This is a genomic window from Aeromonas sp. FL131, assembly GCF_049860615.1.
GTDB classification, from domain to species: Bacteria; Pseudomonadota; Gammaproteobacteria; order Enterobacterales; family Aeromonadaceae; genus Aeromonas; species Aeromonas hydrophila.
Genome location: NZ_CP187595.1, coordinates 1,270,814 through 1,286,287 on the forward strand (window position 1 = coordinate 1,270,814; position 15,474 = coordinate 1,286,287).

Below are 15,474 nucleotides of genomic sequence, written 5' to 3' on the forward strand. Positions count from 1 at the left end.
TCACCTTCCCATCCTTCAAGTCTAGCCAGTCAGCACACCCGCCTCATACCGCTTTGTTCTGCAAAACGGCGTCATTGTTGTGAATTGGCGCGCCATTTACGGTGCCAAAATAGCGATTGGCTATGTTACAATTGCGCGCCATTTTTGACTGAAGATTGACTGGGCATGTTGGATCAGATTCGTATCGTGTTGGTAAACACTTCTCACACCGGCAACATGGGCTCTGCGGCGCGCGCCATGAAGACCATGGGCTTGAGCCAGATGGTACTGGTTGATCCGCAAGCACAGCCCGATGACAACGCCTATGCGCTGGCCGCCGGTGCCAGCGATCTGCTGGCCAATGCCCGTATCGTGTCGACCCTGGATGAAGCCATTGCGGATTGTGGTCTGGTCATCGGTACCAGTGCCCGCTCCCGTACCCTGAGCTGGCCCATGCTGGACCCCCGCGAAGCGGGCGAGAAGCTGGTAACCGAGGGGATGCAGCATCCGGTGGCGCTGGTATTTGGCCGTGAACGCACCGGCCTGACCAATGACGAGCTGCAAAAGTGCCACTACCACGTGGCCATTCCGGCCAACCCGGAGTACAGCTCCCTCAACCTGGCCATGGCGGTGCAGACCCTCTGCTATGAGGTGCGGATGCACTGGCTGCAGCAGGAACAGGTCGGCGAGACCGACATGGCGGTGGATTATCCCAGCGCCGAGCAGCTGGAAGGCTTCTATCAGCATCTGGAGCAGACGCTGCTCAAGACCGGCTTCATCGCCGACGATCATCCGGGACAGGTCATGAGCAAGCTGCGCCGCCTGTTCAACCGGGCTCGTCCAGAGGCGGTGGAGCTCAACATCCTGCGCGGCATTCTGACCTCGGTGCAAAAACCGAGACCGCAGGATTAAACCCGACTGGATTACTCAACCATATACTTGACTGATTTAGTCGGGTATGTGACCATATGCCCATATTGATTGGTTCGCAAAACGGTAAGGCATATGAGACTGACCTCAAAAGGACGTTACGCTGTGACTGCCATGCTCGACGTGGCGTTGCATGCAGAGCAGGGGCCCGTACCCCTGGCTGATATTTCGGAGCGCCAGGGCATCTCCTTGTCCTATCTGGAGCAGCTGTTTGCCCGCCTGCGCAAGCATGGCTTGGTGAGCAGCGTGCGTGGCCCGGGCGGCGGTTATCGCCTCGGTCTGGCGCCGAATGCCATCTCGGTCGGTCAGGTGATCACCGCGGTCGACGAATCGGTGGATGCCACCAAGTGCCTCGGCAAGGGGGGCTGCCACGGCGGCACCCAGTGCCTCACTCACTCCCTGTGGCGTGACCTGAGCGAGCGGATCTCCAGCTTCCTGGGGGACATCACCCTGGCCGAGCTGGTTGATCAGGCCGATGTGCGCCGGATTGCCGGCAAGCAAGATGAACAAATGAAAACCGTGTTGTCCCTGGTAGATCGGGCAGAACGCGGCGATGTGAGCTTGAAAGTCCAACTATAAACAAACGTGCTTTCCACAGCTGGTCGATGTATGACCCTGGCTGTAACGGAGAAAAACATGAAACTGCCTATTTACCTTGATTATTCGGCAACCTGTCCGGTGGACCCGCGTGTCGCAGAAAAAATGATGCAGTGTCTCACCATGGATGGCCTGTTCGGCAATCCAGCTTCCCGTTCCCACCGCTTTGGCTGGCAAGCCGAAGAGGCGGTCGATCTGGCCCGTAATCAAGTGGCAGAGCTGATCGGTGCCGACCCGCGCGAGATCGTCTTCACCTCCGGTGCGACTGAATCCAACAACCTCGCCATCAAGGGCGTCGCCCATTTCTACGCCGGCAAGGGCAAGCACATCGTTACCTCCAAGACCGAACACAAGGCGGTACTGGATACCTGTCGCCAGCTGGAGCGTGAAGGCTATGAGGTAACCTACCTCGAGCCGATGCCCAATGGCCTGTTCACCCTGGAACAGATCGAAGGCGCCCTGCGTGATGACACCATCCTGGTCAGCATCATGCACGTCAACAACGAGATCGGCGTGGTGCAGAACATTGCCGCCATCGGCGAGCTGTGCCGCTCCCGCAAAATCCTGCTGCACGTGGATGCGGTACAGAGCGTGGGCAAGATCCCGGTCGACGTGGAAGCGCTCAAGGTTGACCTGCTCTCCATGTCCGCCCACAAGGTATACGGCCCGAAAGGCATTGGTGCCCTCTACGTGCGTCGCAAGCCGCGTGTGCGCCTGGAAGCCCAGATGCACGGTGGTGGCCACGAGCGCGGCATGCGTTCCGGCACCCTGCCGACCCACCAGATCGTCGGCATGGGCGAAGCCTTCCGCATCGCCAAGGAAGAGATGGTGAGCGAAGGTCAGCGCATCATGGCCCTGCGTCAGCGTCTGTGGGACGGCATCAAGGATATCGAAGAGGTCTACATCAATGGTGACCTGGAACAGCGTGTGCCGGGCAACCTCAACGTCAGCTTCGCCTATGTGGAAGGGGAATCCCTCATCATGGCGCTGAAGGATCTGGCGGTCTCTTCTGGTTCTGCCTGTACCTCGGCCAGCCTGGAGCCCTCCTACGTGCTGCGCGCACTGGGCCTGAACGACGAGCTGGCGCACAGCTCCATCCGTTTCAGCATGGGTCGCTTCACCACCGAGGAAGAGATTGATTACGCAATCAAGCTTATCCGTGACTCCATCGGTCGTCTGCGCGAGATGTCTCCCCTGTGGGAGATGTACAAGGACGGCGTCGATCTGAACACGGTCGAATGGGCTCATCACTGATCCGCGGGATCGGTGTTCAACGGAATTAGCAGGAGTTAGATATGGCTTACAGTGAAAAAGTAATCGACCACTACGAGAACCCCCGTAACGTAGGTGGCTTCGACAAGAACGATCCCAGCATCGCTACCGGCATGGTCGGTGCACCGGCCTGTGGTGACGTGATGAAGCTGCAGCTGAAGATCAGCGACGATGGCATCATCGAAGATGCCAAGTTCAAGACCTATGGTTGTGGTTCCGCCATCGCCTCCAGCTCCTTGGTGACCGAGTGGGTCAAGGGCAAGACCCTGGATGAAGCTGCCGGTATCAAGAACACCGACATCGCCGAAGAGCTGGCGCTGCCACCGGTGAAGATCCACTGCTCCATTCTGGCCGAGGATGCCATCAAGGCCGCCATCGCCGATTACAAGCAGAAGAAAGGTCTCTAAGGTCAGGAGCGCAGTATGGCCATAACCATGACAGATGCCGCAGCGGCACGGGTTTCCTCGTTTCTGACCAACCGGGGCAAGGGCATCGGCCTGCGCCTCGGCGTCAAGACCACCGGCTGCTCGGGTCTTGCCTATGTGCTCGAGTTCGTCGATGAGCTGGCAGATGAAGATCAGGTATTCGAGCAGGACGGGGTCAAGATCATCGTCGATGCCAAGAGTCTGATCCACCTGGATGGCACCGAGCTGGATTTCGTCAAAGAGGGCCTCAACGAGGGCTTCCAGTTCAACAACCCCAACGCCAAGGGCGAGTGTGGTTGCGGCGAAAGCTTCAGTGTCTGAGATGTGTGCAACACATGATCGCTTGTCCGTTGAACTGGTCGGCCACGGCCGGTTCAACCATGCCGCTTCGCCCACCTGAGCGCGAGCGGCATGGGGGCAGCATCAGTGTCTAAGAGGTCAGCATGAATTATTTCGAGCTGTTTGGGCTGGTTGAAGGCTTCGAGCTCGATACCCGTCAGCTGGCAGAGACCTACCGCCAGCTGCAAACCCAGTTTCATCCCGATCGTTTTGCCACCGCCCCCGAGCGGGAACAACTGGCTGCGGTGCAACGTGCCGCCCAGATCAACGATGCCTTCACTACCCTCAAGGCGCCCCTGCGCCGAGCCGAGTACCTGCTCTCCCTGCGTGGCACCGAACTTCGTGGCGAGCAACAGACGTTGCAAGATACCGCGTTTCTGATGCAGCAACTGGAGTGGCGCGAACGGCTGGCCGACCTGAAAGGGGAGACGGACCCTGAGCGTGCCATCAAGGATTTTCGCCAGGAGATCAGGCATGATCACCAGTTGTTGATGCAGCAGCTGACCCAGGCCCTCGCCACCGGCGAGGATCCGCGAGCGGCTGATTGTGTTCGCAAACTCAAGTTTGTCGACAAGCTCCTCGAGGAGCTGGAACGATTCGAAGACTCGCTGTTCGAGTCTTGATCCTTTAACGCTGGAAGTTTGATTACCCATGGCATTACTGCAAATCGCCGAGCCCGGCCAGAGCGCCGCACCTCATCAGCACAAACGTGCCGTTGGCATCGATCTTGGCACCACCAACTCGCTGGTCGCCGCCGTGCGCAGCGGTCAGGCCGATACCCTCTGCGACGAGCAGGGGCGTGATCTGCTGCCCTCCGTCGTGCATTACCAGGCTGACACCATCCGGGTCGGCGTCGATGCCAAGCGCGAGGCCGCCCTCGACCCGCACAACACCATCGTTTCCGCCAAGCGGATGATGGGCAAGGCGCTGGCCGACATCGATACCCGCCAGCAACCCTATCAATTCGTGGCGGCCGACAACGGCATGCCGCAACTGCAGACCCGTCAAGGGCTGGTCAACCCAGTGCAGGTCTCGGCCGAGATCCTCAAGAAACTGGCCGAGCGGGGCGCTGCCGCCCTCGGTGGCGATCTCGACGGCGTGGTCATCACAGTGCCCGCCTATTTTGACGACGCCCAGCGCCAGGGCACCAAGGATGCGGCCCGCCTGGCCGGCCTGCACGTGCTGCGCCTGCTCAACGAACCGACCGCCGCCGCCATCGCCTATGGCCTCGACTCCGGCCAGGAAGGGGTGATCGCCGTCTACGACCTGGGCGGCGGTACCTTCGATATCTCCATCCTGCGTCTGCATCGCGGGGTATTTGAGGTGATGGCCACCGGTGGCGATTCGGCCCTGGGCGGTGATGATTTCGATCACCTGCTGGCAGACTGGTTGAAAGAACAAGCCGGTTTGACTGGCGAGCTGGATGCCCGTCTGCAGCGCGAGCTGCTGGATGTGGCCGCCGCGGTCAAACACGGTCTGACCGACGCCGACGCCGTTCCCTGTACCTTTGCCGGCTGGCAGGGCACCATCACCCGCAGCCAGTTTGACCAGCTGATCCAGCCGCTGGTCAAGCGCACCCTGCTGGCCTGCCGCCGCGCCCTGCGCGATGCGGGACTCGAGCAGGAGGAGGTGCTGGAAGTGGTGATGGTCGGCGGTTCGACTAGGGTGCCGCTGGTGCGCGAGCTGGTGGGCGAGTTCTTCCAGCGTCCGCCCTTGACCAGCATCGACCCCGACAAGGTGGTGGCCATCGGTGCCGCCATCCAGGCCGACATCCTGGTGGGCAACAAGCCTGACGCCGAGATGCTGCTGCTGGACGTGATCCCGCTCTCCCTGGGTCTTGAGACCATGGGCGGCCTCGCCGAGAAGGTGATCCCGCGCAATACCACCATTCCGGTGGCCCGCGCCCAGGAGTTCACCACCTTCAAGGATGGCCAGACCGCGATGGCGATCCACGTGGTGCAGGGCGAGCGCGAGCTGGTGGCCGATTGCCGATCCTTGGCCAGCTTCACCCTGACCGGCATTCCGCCCATGGCGGCAGGGGCGGCCCACATTCGCGTCACCTTCCAGGTGGATGCGGACGGTCTGCTGTCGGTCAGCGCCATGGAGAAATCCTCCGGCGTGCAGGCCGAGATCCAGGTCAAGCCCTCCTACGGATTGGGTGAGGATGACATCCTCAACATGCTGAGTGCCTCCATCGCCAATGCCCAGCAGGACATGGACGCCCGCATGCTGGCTGAGCAGCAGGTCGAGGCCGACCGGGTGGTCGAGAGTCTCAACGCCGCCCTGGCCGCCGATGGAGAGGCTTTATTGAGCCCCGCCGAGCGGGCCGAGCTGGATGCCGCCATCGCCCATCTGCTGACCATGCGCAGCACGGGCACCACCAACCAGATCAAAGAGGCCATCGAGGCGGCGGACGCTGCCAGTGGCGAATTTGCAGCCCGCCGGATGGACGCCTCCATCCGCAAGGTGCTGACCGGACAAAACGTCAACAAGGTGTAATATGCCAAAACTGATTATTCTGCCCCATCCCGAGCTCTGTCCGGACGGCGCGGCCCTCGAAGGCGCGACCGGTGAAACCATTCTGGACATCGCGCTGCGCAACGGCATCGAGATCGAGCACGCCTGCGAGAAGTCCTGTGCCTGCACCACCTGCCACTGCGTGGTGCGGGAAGGCTTCGACTCCCTCGAGCCGAGCGACGAGCTGGAAGACGACATGCTGGACAAGGCGTGGGGGCTGGAGCCGGAATCCCGTCTCAGCTGCCAGGCCAGACTGGCGGACGAGGATCTGGTGGTGGAACTGCCCAAGTACACCCTGAATCTGGCGTCTGAGCGCCACTGATGACCCCTTAATTACACATGAGTGAATTGCGCGTGCAGCATCTCGTGGTGCAGTAATGATATGGTGAAGGCCGTGACCCTTGAGGGAGCGGCCTTTTTTGTGCCCGTGATTTCCCTATTCGTTGATGAAAGTGCCAATAAAAAGGAAGCAAGAGAACATGGCTGACATGATGAACGTACGGTTGTCTTCCCAGGCCGCCGCCGCCCACTGGGGCGAGGGTGCCCTGCTCAGTTTCAACGGCGACGAAGCCCATCTCCATCTGGGCAGCGGCCAGGAGAAGGAGGCGCTGCGCGCCATCCAGCGCGCTGCCAGACGACTCGAGTCAAGCGGCATCAAGCGCGTCAAGCTGGTGGGTGAGGGCTGGAATGGGGAGCGTCGCTACGCCTTTGCCCAGGGCTTCTATGCCGCCAAGGGGGTTCGCGAGCTCGATTTCGGCGAGCAGAGCGACCAGGAGGCTGCCGAGCTGGCTGCCTTGCTCAAGGCGACCCGCTGGGTGCGTGAAGTGACCAACGGCTGCCCGCAGGAGATCTACCCCATGAGCCTGGCGGAATCCGCCCTGCTGCTCATCCGCAATCTCGCCGGTGACAAGGTGACCGCCCGTATTACCGCCGGGGAGGCGCTGCATGAGGCCGGTCATATCGGGATCTGGTCGGTGGGCTGCGGCAGCGAGCGCGAGCCGGTGCTGCTGGAGCTCGACTACAACCCGACCGGGGATGCCAATGCCCCCGTGCTGGCGGCGCTGGTGGGCAAGGGGATCACCTTCGATTCCGGCGGCTACTCCATGAAGTCCTCCGACAACATGCTGCCGATGAAGTCCGACATGGGCGGCGCCGCCATGGTGACCGGCGCGCTGGCGCTGGCCATCAGCCGCGGCCTGAACAAGCGGGTCAAACTCATCCTCTGCTGCGCCGAGAACCTGGTCTCCGGCCATGCCTTCAAGCTCGGTGACATCCTTACCTATCGCAACGGCATCTCGGTCGAGATCCAGAACACCGATGCGGAAGGCCGCCTGGTGCTGGCTGACGGCCTGCTGGCCGCGAGCGAAAGCGGGGCTGCCTATATCCTCGACGCCGCTACCCTGACCGGCGCCGCCAAGACCGCGCTGGGTCGCGACTACAACGCCGTGTTTGCCCTCGATGAGGCCGAGCAGGCACGTGCGCTGGCAGCCGCCAAAGCCGAAAACGAGCAGGCCTGGGCGCTGCCGCTGGAGCCCTGGCATGCGGGCCAGCTCACCTCCGCCTTTGCCGAGCTGGGCAACGTGGCGTCCGCCGAAGGCACCGCAGGTGCGACTACGGCGGCAGCTTTCCTGTCGCGCTTCGTGCGTGACGAAGGCAAGGGCTGGGTGCACCTGGATCTGGCAGCCTCCTATCAAAAATCGGGCAATGACCTGTGGGCGACCGGTGCCAAGGGCCACGGTCTGCGCACCATCGCTCGCTGGTTGCAGGAGGTGAGTGAATGAGAGTCTGGCTGAATCAAGCATTTGGTGAAGGCTTTGGACAATCGGCGAAAAGCGCCACGGCCTGCGTATTATCTGACACCCGCTGGCTGCAGGAGGTGAGTGCATGAACATCTGGTTGAGCCGAGAATTTGCCGCTCCCGAGTGGGGCGAGGGGGCGCTGCTCTCCCACCGCGCCGACGGCATGGTGATCCATCTGGTGACCGCCAGCCCCTTGCTGGATATCCAGCAGGCGGCACGGCGTCTGTGCAGTCAGGGGATCCAGCAGGTGGTGTTGGCCGGTCACTGGGAGCGTGAGCAGCAGTGGGCTTTCGCCCAAGGGCTGCAGACCCCCAAGGTGGAGGTCGAGCTGCAGTGGGCTACCTCGTCCGAGGAGGATCGGGAAGAGCTGGAGGCGCGCTGGCTGTGCGGGCGCTGGGTGCGGGAGATGACCAATGCCACGCCGGAACAGCTGGGGCCGCTGGAGCTGGCGGTTGAAGCTGCCGCCTTCATCACCGAGCTGGCGCCGGACCGGATCAGTCATCGCATCCTCAAGGGGGAAGCCTTGCAGCAGGCGGGCTGGGTCGGTCTCTATCAGGTCGGCCGTGGCAGCGAGCGCGAGCCCGTGCTGCTGGAGCTGGACTTCAATCCAGGTCGGGATCCCAAGGCCCCGGTGGCCGCGGCCCTGGTGGGCAAGGGCATCACCTTCGACTCCGGCGGCTACTCCATGAAGACCTCCCAGGGCATGCTGACCATGAAGCACGACATGGGCGGTGCCGCCATCGTCACCGGCGCCCTGGCGCTGGCCATTCTGCGCGGCCTCGACAAGCGGGTGAAGCTCATCCTCTGCTGCGCCGAGAACCTGGTCTCGGGTCACGCCTACAAGCTGGGCGACATCCTCACCTACAAGAACGGCACCACGGTGGAGATCGTCAACACCGACGCCGAGGGGCGGCTGGTGCTGGCCGATGGCCTGCAGCTGGCCGGGGATTCTGGCGCGCCGCTGGTCATCGACGCCGCGACCCTCACCGGGGCGGCGGTGATGGCGCTGGGGGGACGTTACAATGCCCTGTTCGGGCTGGACAAGGGGCTGGTGAGCCGCGCCATGGGTTATGCGGATGCCGAACAGGAACCCGCCTGGCCGCTGCCGCTGGAACCCTGGCATCGCCAGCAGTGCCCGTCCCACTATGCCGACACCGCCAACAGCCGGCCCGTGCCGGGCGGCGGTCCGGGTGGTGCCTCCAACGCGGCGGGCTTCCTCTCCCGCTTCGTTGCCAATGAGGGGCAGGGCTGGCTGCACGTCGATCTCGCCGCCTGTTTCAGCGAGAACGGCGACAACCTGTGGGCACCGGGGGCCAACACCCTGGGGATGCGCACCATCGCCCACACCCTGCTGGCGGAGGTCCGCTGACCGGCAACGACAAGGGCACCTGCGGGTGCCCTTTCGACAGGGGGAGGGTGAGCAATAGCCTGGGTTTCAGGGGGTTAACATGACTATCGTGCACAAGCGCACATTTTTTCCTGCCAGCCTGGGCCAAGATGAGTGGTGATGTTGTTTTAGGGAAGAATTTGTTTAATAAAAAGTTGCTTTTCTGTGTGTTATTTCGCTTTTTGTTTACGTATAATCGCCGCCGAACATGGATTCTAACAATAAATCTCTGTAGTTAAGGAAAGATCTCAATGGCCATCGAACGTACCTTCTCCATTATCAAGCCGGATGCCGTCAGCAAGAATCTGATCGGTGCCATCTACAACCGTTTCGAGAGCGCTGGCCTGAAAGTCATCGCCGCCAAGATGCTGCACATGAGCAGCGAGCAAGCCGCCGGTTTCTATGCCGAGCACCAGGGCAAGCCTTTCTATGACGGCCTGGTCAGCTTCATGACCTCCGGCCCCGTCATGATCCAGGTGCTGGAAGGCGAAGAGGCCATCCGCCGTCACCGTGAAATCATGGGCGCCACCAACCCGAAAGAGGCCCTGGCCGGCACTCTGCGCGCCTGCTTCGCCGAGAGCATCGACCGCAACGCCGTGCACGGCTCCGATGCACCTGCCTCCGCTGCCCGTGAAATCGCCTACTTCTTCTCCGATGCCGAGATCTGCCCGCGCGGCTGATTTCTGTCGAAAGAACCCCAAGGGAGCCTCGGCTCCCTTTTGTTTTTTGGTCATTCGGTCAATATCCACTTATTCTCCAGGTGGAAAGCCGGACCCATAATTTGTACAATGCCGCCCCCTGACGTAGGTCAGCCGATAATTTATGAAGTGTGTGAGCTGAGGCCCTTGATGAGCGAAACAAAAACCAACCTGCTGGATCTTGATCGGGATGCCATGCGCGCCTTCTTCGTCGAACTGGGCGAGAAGCCGTTTCGGGCAGATCAGGTGATGAAGTGGATCTATCACTTTGGTTGTGATGATTTCGATCAGATGAACAACGTCAACAAGGTGCTGCGCGAGCGCCTCAAGGCGATCGCCGAGATCCGGGCGCCGGAAGTGAGCCGTGAACAGCGCTCCTCCGACGGCACCATCAAGTGGGCGCTGCAGGTCGGCGGCCAGGAGGTGGAGACCGTCTACATTCCGGAAGAGGATCGGGCGACCCTGTGCGTCTCCTCCCAGGTAGGCTGTGCCCTGGAGTGCAAGTTCTGCTCTACCGCCCAGCAAGGCTTCAACCGCAACCTGAAAGTCTCCGAGATCATCGGCCAGGTATGGCGTGCCGCCAAGATCGTCGGCGGCAAGCGTCCCATCACCAACGTGGTGATGATGGGCATGGGCGAGCCGCTGCTCAACCTCGCCAACGTGGTACCGGCCATGCGGCTGATGATGGACGACTTCGGTTACGGCATCTCCAAGCGCCGGGTGACCATCTCCACCTCCGGCGTGGTGCCTGCGCTGGACATGCTGGGCGATCAGATTGACGTGGCCCTGGCCATCTCCCTGCACGCACCCAACGACAAGCTGCGCTCCGAGATCATGCCGATCAACGACAAGTACAACATTGAGGAGTTCCTCGCCGGCGTCCGTCGCTACCTCGGCAAGTCCAACGCCAACGGCGGCCGGGTGACCGTGGAATATGTGCTGCTCGATCATATCAATGACGACATGCAGCACGCCCACGAGCTGGCCAAGGTGCTCAAGGATACCCCGAGCAAGATCAACTTGATCCCGTTCAACCCCTTCCCGGGCAACCCCTACGGCAAGCCGAGCAACAGCCGTATCGACCGTTTTTCCAAGGTATTGATGGAATATGGCTTCACCGTCATCGTCCGCAAGACCCGTGGCGACGACATCGATGCGGCCTGTGGCCAGCTGGTGGGGGAGGTGATCGATCGCACCAAGCGCACCATGAAAAATCGGATGCAACAGGATGGGATTTCCGTCAAAATGGTTTAACTTGCTAAGCCATTGTATAGTCAGGGAATGGATACACGTACATTGATCGTAGTGGCAGCGCTCTGTGCGCTGCCAGGCTGTGTTACCGAGACCACTTACGCTGGCCAGAACTCCACCCAGCGTGAAGTGGGTCCCGATCTCAAGGCGGCAGCCCAGACCCGTCTGGATTTGGGTATTCAATATCTGCAACAGGGCAACGCCGAGCAGGCCAAGTTCAACCTTGACCGCGCGCTGCAGTATGACCCTGCCAACCCTCAGGTTTACGTCGGTTTTGCCTACTTCTACCAGCAAGTGGAGGATTTCAAGGCGGCCGAAGAGAGCTACAAGAAAGCCCTTGCCATGGATCCGTCCAATGCTGACGCGATGAACAACTATGGCGCCTTCCTTTGCAATCGTGGTCGCTTCGACGAGGCGGAAAAGGCCTTCCTGCAGGCAGTCAGCCAGCCCAACTACATCAAGATTGCCGATACCTATGAAAACGCGGCACTTTGCGCCGAGCAAAATCGCAGAAATGATAAAGCAAGCGAGTATTATCGCTTGGCCTTGGGGTATAATCCCCGCAATCCAAGGTTATTGCTGGACATGGCGGAGCTTTCCATGAAAGATGGCAAGCTGCCTGATGTGCAGGCCTATCTCGCCCGTTTTGCCGATGTGTCAGACGAGAACGAGAACAGTCTCTGGTTGAGATTGCGGCTGGCGCAGGCCATGGACAAACCGGCACTACTTCACCAATTCGGGACTGAGCTGGTAAGGCAATATCCCACTTCGCAACAAGCCAAGCGTTACTTAGCCAATGACTACTGAACAGCCACACGATTTTCAAGACGACTCCCAGGCAGTTGGCCCAGGCCAGCTGCTGCGCAACGCCCGTGAACAGCTCGGCTGGACACGAGAACAGGTTGCGTCTCGCATTCACCTTCGTCTGACTCTGATTGCCGCGATCGAATCGGATACGTATGACAAGCATACGTCCCATACCTTCATTCGCGGCTATCTGCGTACTTATGCCAAGCTGGTCGGTATCCCGGAAGAGACCATCCTCGCGGCTTATGACAAGCTGGGGCTGACTCCCCCCGACAACATCGACATGCAGAGCTTCTCCCGTCGCTCCCGTCAGCAGGCCAACGACAGCCGCCTCAAGGTCGTCACCTGGCTGGTGATCTTGGTGCTGATCGCGCTCTCCGTCGCCTGGTGGTGGCAGAGCACGGCGCGTCGCTCCGCCGGTGACGAGGCCCTGGCCGCGACTGAAATGGGCGCAACCAGCAACACCCCGAGCGCCACCGTGCCGCCAGCGGTGGACGTGGCTGACCCTGTGGTTGCTCCGGCAACTTCCGCTGCGGCCGCGACCGCGGCTGACCCCGTGGCCAGCGCCGCCGCGACCACCCTGCCGGTCGATGCCAGCAGCGCCGTGGCGACCACGGCTATTGCGACCTCTGCCGCCACTGCCACGCAACCGGCTGCTGATACCGCCGCGAGCGAGCCGGCCAAGGTGCCTCAGCTGAAGATGAGCTTCACCGCCGACTGCTGGCTGGATGTCAAGGATGCCAAGGGCAAGACCCTGTTCAGCGGCCTCAAGAAGGCCAATGACGAACTGGTACTGGAAGGACCCGAGCCGCTCAAATTCATCATTGGTGCGCCCATGGCCGTCAATATCGAATATCAGGGCAAGTCCATCGACATGAGCCGTTACAACAACGGCCGGACTGCTCGCCTCTCACTGCCGCAGGAGTAATCTGTCCGCCATGTCCGCTCACGAATCTCCCATCATTCGTCGTAAATCCAGGCAGATCATGGTCGGTAATGTACCGGTTGGGGGCGATGCCCCCATCACGGTGCAGACCATGACCAACACCAAGACCACGGACGTGGCCGCCACCGTCGAGCAGATCCAGCGGATCGAGCGGGTTGGCGCCGACATCGTGCGGGTCTCGGTTCCCACCATGGAAGCGGCGGAAGCCTTCAAGCTCATCAAGCAGCAGACCCGCATTCCCATCGTCGCCGATATCCACTTCGACTACCGCATCGCCCTGAAAGTGGCCGAATACGGTGCCGATTGCCTGCGTATTAACCCGGGCAACATCGGCAACGAGGAGCGGGTTCGCGCCGTGGTCGACTGCGCTCGTCACTACAACATCCCGATCCGCATCGGCGTCAACGGCGGTTCGCTGGAGAAAGACATTCAGGAGAAATACGGCGAACCGACCCCGGAGGCGCTGCTCGAGTCAGCCATGCGCCACGTGGACTATCTGGATCGCCTGAACTTCGACAACTTCAAGGTGAGCGTCAAGGCGTCCGACGTCTTCCTGGCGGTCGGCGCCTATCGCCTGCTGGCCAAGCAGATTGAACAGCCGCTGCACCTTGGCATCACCGAAGCGGGCGGTTTTCGCGCCGGCGCGGTGAAGTCCGCCATCGGTCTTGGCATGCTGCTGAGCGAAGGCATCGGCGACACCCTGCGCATCTCGCTGGCGGCCGATCCGGTAGAAGAGATCAAGGTGGGTTTCGACATACTGAAATCCCTGCGCATCCGTTCCCGCGGCATCAACTTCATCGCCTGTCCCTCCTGCTCCCGCCAGGAGTTCGACGTCATCGGCACGGTCAACGCCCTGGAAGAGCGGCTGGAAGACATCATCACCCCGATGGATGTCTCCATCATCGGTTGCGTGGTGAATGGTCCTGGCGAGGCGCTGGTCTCGGATCTGGGTCTGGCGGGGGCGGCCAACAAGAGCGCCTTCTACGAGGGTGGTCAGCGGGTGGACCGGCTCGACAACAAGGATCTCATCCCGACCCTGGAACGCCGCATTCGCGCCCGGGCCGCCATGCTGGATCCGGCCAACCAGATCCAGGTGGACGAGGGTTGAGCAACCAAGGGCCACTCAGGGTGGCCCTGTCTTTAGGTTGCTGATTTTACATCCCGCATTGGAATACCCTGATTTTACCTCGGGGTCGAAAATCCCTATAATGCGGCCAAATTTTACCTCTTTTTCTCGAGTATCAACGTGGCAAAACAGATCCAAGCTATTCGCGGTATGAATGATTGCCTGCCGGAGCAGAGCCCGGTATGGCAGAAAGTAGAACAGATCCTGCGCCAGGTCGTGGCCAGCTATGGCTACAGCGAAGTGCGCATGCCGATTGTCGAGCAGACCCATCTGTTCAAGCGCGCCATCGGTGAAGTGACCGACGTGGTCGAAAAAGAGATGTACACCTTTGAAGACCGCAACGGCGACAGCCTGAGTCTGCGCCCGGAAGGCACCGCCAGCTGCGTGCGTGCCGGCATCGAGCACGGTCTGCTTTATAACCAGGAACGCCGGATGTGGTACATGGGCCCCATGTTCCGTCACGAGCGTCCCCAGAAGGGCCGCTATCGCCAGTTCCACCAGTTCGGGGTCGAGCTGTTCGGCATCAACGGGCCGGACATCGATGCCGAGCTCATCATGCTGACTCACCGCCTGTGGCGTCTGTTCGGCATCAGCGAGCACGTGACCCTGCAGCTCAACACCCTCGGTCAGAGCAGCGAACGCGCCGCCTACCGTGATGCGCTGGTGGCCTACCTGGAGCAGTACAAAGATCAGCTGGACGAAGAGAGCCAGCGCCGCATGTACAGCAACCCGCTGCGGGTGCTGGACTCCAAGGACGAGAAGGTTCAAGCCATTCTGGTGGGGGCCCCGCGTCTGTTCGATCACCTGGGCGAAGAGAGCCTGGCCCACTTCGAGGGGCTCAAGCGCCTGCTCGAATCCGCTGGTATCCAGTATGAAGTGAACGAGCGGCTGGTACGCGGCCTCGACTACTACAACCTCACCGTGTTCGAGTGGGTCACCAACAGTCTGGGCGCTCAGGGCACCGTCTGTGCCGGTGGTCGCTACGATGGTCTGGTGGAACAGCTCGGCGGTCAGCCGACGCCGGCTGTGGGTTTCGCCATGGGCATGGAGCGACTGGTGCTGATGCTCGAGACCCTCGAACTCAACGGCGATATCCGCCCGGCGGTGGATGTCTACCTGGCCATGGTGGGCGAGGGTACTGAACAGGCCGGTTTCCAGCTGGCCGAGCGGCTGCGCGATGCCCTGCCGGACTTGCGCCTGATGAGCCACTGCGGCGGCGGCAACTTCAAGAAACAACTCAAGCGTGCCGACAAGAGCGGCGCGGCCATTGCCCTGATCCTTGGCGAGACCGAGGTGCAAAACGGGGAGATCACCATCAAATATCTGCGTGGCCAGGCCGAGCAACAGACCGTCACGGTCGACGCCGCCATTGCCCTGCTGGCAGCCAAAGGAGAGTAAGCT

Annotated in this window: 16 protein-coding genes; all 16 read left to right on the forward strand. The window is 61.2% G+C overall.

What is annotated here, in order from left to right:
• Nucleotides 1–165 precede the first annotated feature (165 nt).
• The 16 genes from trmJ to hisS all read left to right on the forward strand — a co-directional run bounded on the left by trmJ (nt 166) and on the right by hisS (nt 15,471).
• Nucleotides 166–891 (forward strand): tRNA (cytosine(32)/uridine(32)-2'-O)-methyltransferase TrmJ, encoded by a 726-nt coding sequence (gene trmJ, locus ACPW75_RS06085; RefSeq protein WP_011705633.1) that lies wholly within the window; start codon nt 166–168, stop codon nt 889–891.
• 93 nt (nt 892–984) lie between these two features.
• On the forward strand, nt 985–1,488 hold the full coding sequence (iscR, locus tag ACPW75_RS06090; protein WP_011705634.1) for a Fe-S cluster assembly transcriptional regulator IscR: 504 nt from the start codon (nt 985–987) through the stop codon (nt 1,486–1,488).
• 57 nt (nt 1,489–1,545) lie between these two features.
• On the forward strand, nt 1,546–2,760 hold the full coding sequence (locus ACPW75_RS06095) for an IscS subfamily cysteine desulfurase (RefSeq protein WP_005299763.1): 1,215 nt from the start codon (nt 1,546–1,548) through the stop codon (nt 2,758–2,760).
• A gap of 41 nt (nt 2,761–2,801) precedes the next feature.
• Nucleotides 2,802–3,185, forward strand: a complete 384-nt coding sequence (gene iscU, locus ACPW75_RS06100) for a Fe-S cluster assembly scaffold IscU (protein WP_005299770.1) — start codon at nt 2,802–2,804, stop codon at nt 3,183–3,185.
• Between the two features lie 15 nt (nt 3,186–3,200).
• The gene (iscA, locus tag ACPW75_RS06105; protein ID WP_011705636.1) at nt 3,201–3,524 is read left to right on the forward strand and encodes an iron-sulfur cluster assembly protein IscA; all 324 of its coding nucleotides are present in this window, start codon (nt 3,201–3,203) and stop codon (nt 3,522–3,524) included.
• 122 nt (nt 3,525–3,646) lie between these two features.
• A complete protein-coding gene (hscB, locus tag ACPW75_RS06110) occupies nt 3,647–4,165 on the forward strand; it encodes a co-chaperone HscB (protein WP_016350399.1) in 519 nt (172 codons plus the stop codon).
• A 28-nt stretch (nt 4,166–4,193) separates the two neighbouring features.
• Complete coding sequence (hscA, locus tag ACPW75_RS06115; protein WP_077096754.1) at nt 4,194–6,041, forward strand: Fe-S protein assembly chaperone HscA; 1,848 nt, start codon at nt 4,194–4,196, stop codon at nt 6,039–6,041.
• A 1-nt stretch (nt 6,042) separates the two neighbouring features.
• Complete coding sequence (gene fdx, locus ACPW75_RS06120; RefSeq protein ID WP_005299781.1) at nt 6,043–6,381, forward strand: ISC system 2Fe-2S type ferredoxin; 339 nt, start codon at nt 6,043–6,045, stop codon at nt 6,379–6,381.
• 157 nt (nt 6,382–6,538) lie between these two features.
• Entirely contained in the window at nt 6,539–7,840 is a 1,302-nt protein-coding gene (pepB, locus tag ACPW75_RS06125) for an aminopeptidase PepB (RefSeq protein WP_077096756.1), read from the forward strand.
• A 103-nt stretch (nt 7,841–7,943) separates the two neighbouring features.
• Nucleotides 7,944–9,227, forward strand: coding sequence for an aminopeptidase PepB (gene pepB / locus ACPW75_RS06130; RefSeq protein WP_039214901.1), 1,284 nt, complete (start codon nt 7,944–7,946; stop codon nt 9,225–9,227).
• 269 nt (nt 9,228–9,496) lie between these two features.
• Nucleotides 9,497–9,925, forward strand: a complete 429-nt coding sequence (gene ndk / locus ACPW75_RS06135) for a nucleoside-diphosphate kinase (RefSeq protein ID WP_011705641.1) — start codon at nt 9,497–9,499, stop codon at nt 9,923–9,925.
• 168 nt (nt 9,926–10,093) lie between these two features.
• Nucleotides 10,094–11,197: a bifunctional tRNA (adenosine(37)-C2)-methyltransferase TrmG/ribosomal RNA large subunit methyltransferase RlmN gene (locus ACPW75_RS06140; RefSeq protein ID WP_011705642.1), complete on the forward strand. Its 1,104-nt coding sequence runs from the start codon at nt 10,094–10,096 to the stop codon at nt 11,195–11,197.
• A gap of 12 nt (nt 11,198–11,209) precedes the next feature.
• Entirely contained in the window at nt 11,210–12,001 is a 792-nt protein-coding gene (tapF, locus tag ACPW75_RS06145; RefSeq protein ID WP_425904430.1) for a PilW family type IVa pilus biogenesis/stability lipoprotein TapF, read from the forward strand.
• Nucleotides 11,991–12,929, forward strand: a complete 939-nt coding sequence (locus ACPW75_RS06150) for a RodZ domain-containing protein (RefSeq protein ID WP_077096758.1) — start codon at nt 11,991–11,993, stop codon at nt 12,927–12,929. Before tapF ends, ACPW75_RS06150 begins: the two co-directional genes overlap by 11 nt.
• Nucleotides 12,930–12,939: 10 nt before the next feature.
• Nucleotides 12,940–14,055 (forward strand): flavodoxin-dependent (E)-4-hydroxy-3-methylbut-2-enyl-diphosphate synthase, encoded by a 1,116-nt coding sequence (gene ispG, locus ACPW75_RS06155; RefSeq protein WP_016350405.1) that lies wholly within the window; start codon nt 12,940–12,942, stop codon nt 14,053–14,055.
• A gap of 138 nt (nt 14,056–14,193) precedes the next feature.
• Nucleotides 14,194–15,471 (forward strand): histidine--tRNA ligase, encoded by a 1,278-nt coding sequence (hisS, locus tag ACPW75_RS06160; protein ID WP_011705646.1) that lies wholly within the window; start codon nt 14,194–14,196, stop codon nt 15,469–15,471.
• Nucleotides 15,472–15,474: the final 3 nt, after the last annotated feature.

What these genes read in the sequence shown, in the direction of transcription:
- ispG (WP_016350405.1), top strand. Translation starts at nt 12,940, where the DNA reads ATGTCCGCTCACGAATCTCCCATCATTCGTCGTAAATCCAGGCAGATC.
- ndk (WP_011705641.1), top strand. Translation starts at nt 9,497, where the DNA reads ATGGCCATCGAACGTACCTTCTCCATTATCAAGCCGGATGCCGTCAGC.
- iscR (WP_011705634.1), top strand. Translation starts at nt 985, where the DNA reads ATGAGACTGACCTCAAAAGGACGTTACGCTGTGACTGCCATGCTCGAC.
- hscA (WP_077096754.1), top strand. Translation starts at nt 4,194, where the DNA reads ATGGCATTACTGCAAATCGCCGAGCCCGGCCAGAGCGCCGCACCTCAT.
- ACPW75_RS06095 (WP_005299763.1), top strand. Translation starts at nt 1,546, where the DNA reads ATGAAACTGCCTATTTACCTTGATTATTCGGCAACCTGTCCGGTGGAC.
- fdx (WP_005299781.1), top strand. Translation starts at nt 6,043, where the DNA reads ATGCCAAAACTGATTATTCTGCCCCATCCCGAGCTCTGTCCGGACGGC.
- ACPW75_RS06150 (WP_077096758.1), top strand. Translation starts at nt 11,991, where the DNA reads ATGACTACTGAACAGCCACACGATTTTCAAGACGACTCCCAGGCAGTT.
- pepB (WP_077096756.1), top strand. Translation starts at nt 6,539, where the DNA reads ATGGCTGACATGATGAACGTACGGTTGTCTTCCCAGGCCGCCGCCGCC.
- iscA (WP_011705636.1), top strand. Translation starts at nt 3,201, where the DNA reads ATGGCCATAACCATGACAGATGCCGCAGCGGCACGGGTTTCCTCGTTT.
- iscU (WP_005299770.1), top strand. Translation starts at nt 2,802, where the DNA reads ATGGCTTACAGTGAAAAAGTAATCGACCACTACGAGAACCCCCGTAAC.
- pepB (WP_039214901.1), top strand. Translation starts at nt 7,944, where the DNA reads ATGAACATCTGGTTGAGCCGAGAATTTGCCGCTCCCGAGTGGGGCGAG.
- trmJ (WP_011705633.1), top strand. Translation starts at nt 166, where the DNA reads ATGTTGGATCAGATTCGTATCGTGTTGGTAAACACTTCTCACACCGGC.
- hscB (WP_016350399.1), top strand. Translation starts at nt 3,647, where the DNA reads ATGAATTATTTCGAGCTGTTTGGGCTGGTTGAAGGCTTCGAGCTCGAT.
- ACPW75_RS06140 (WP_011705642.1), top strand. Translation starts at nt 10,094, where the DNA reads ATGAGCGAAACAAAAACCAACCTGCTGGATCTTGATCGGGATGCCATG.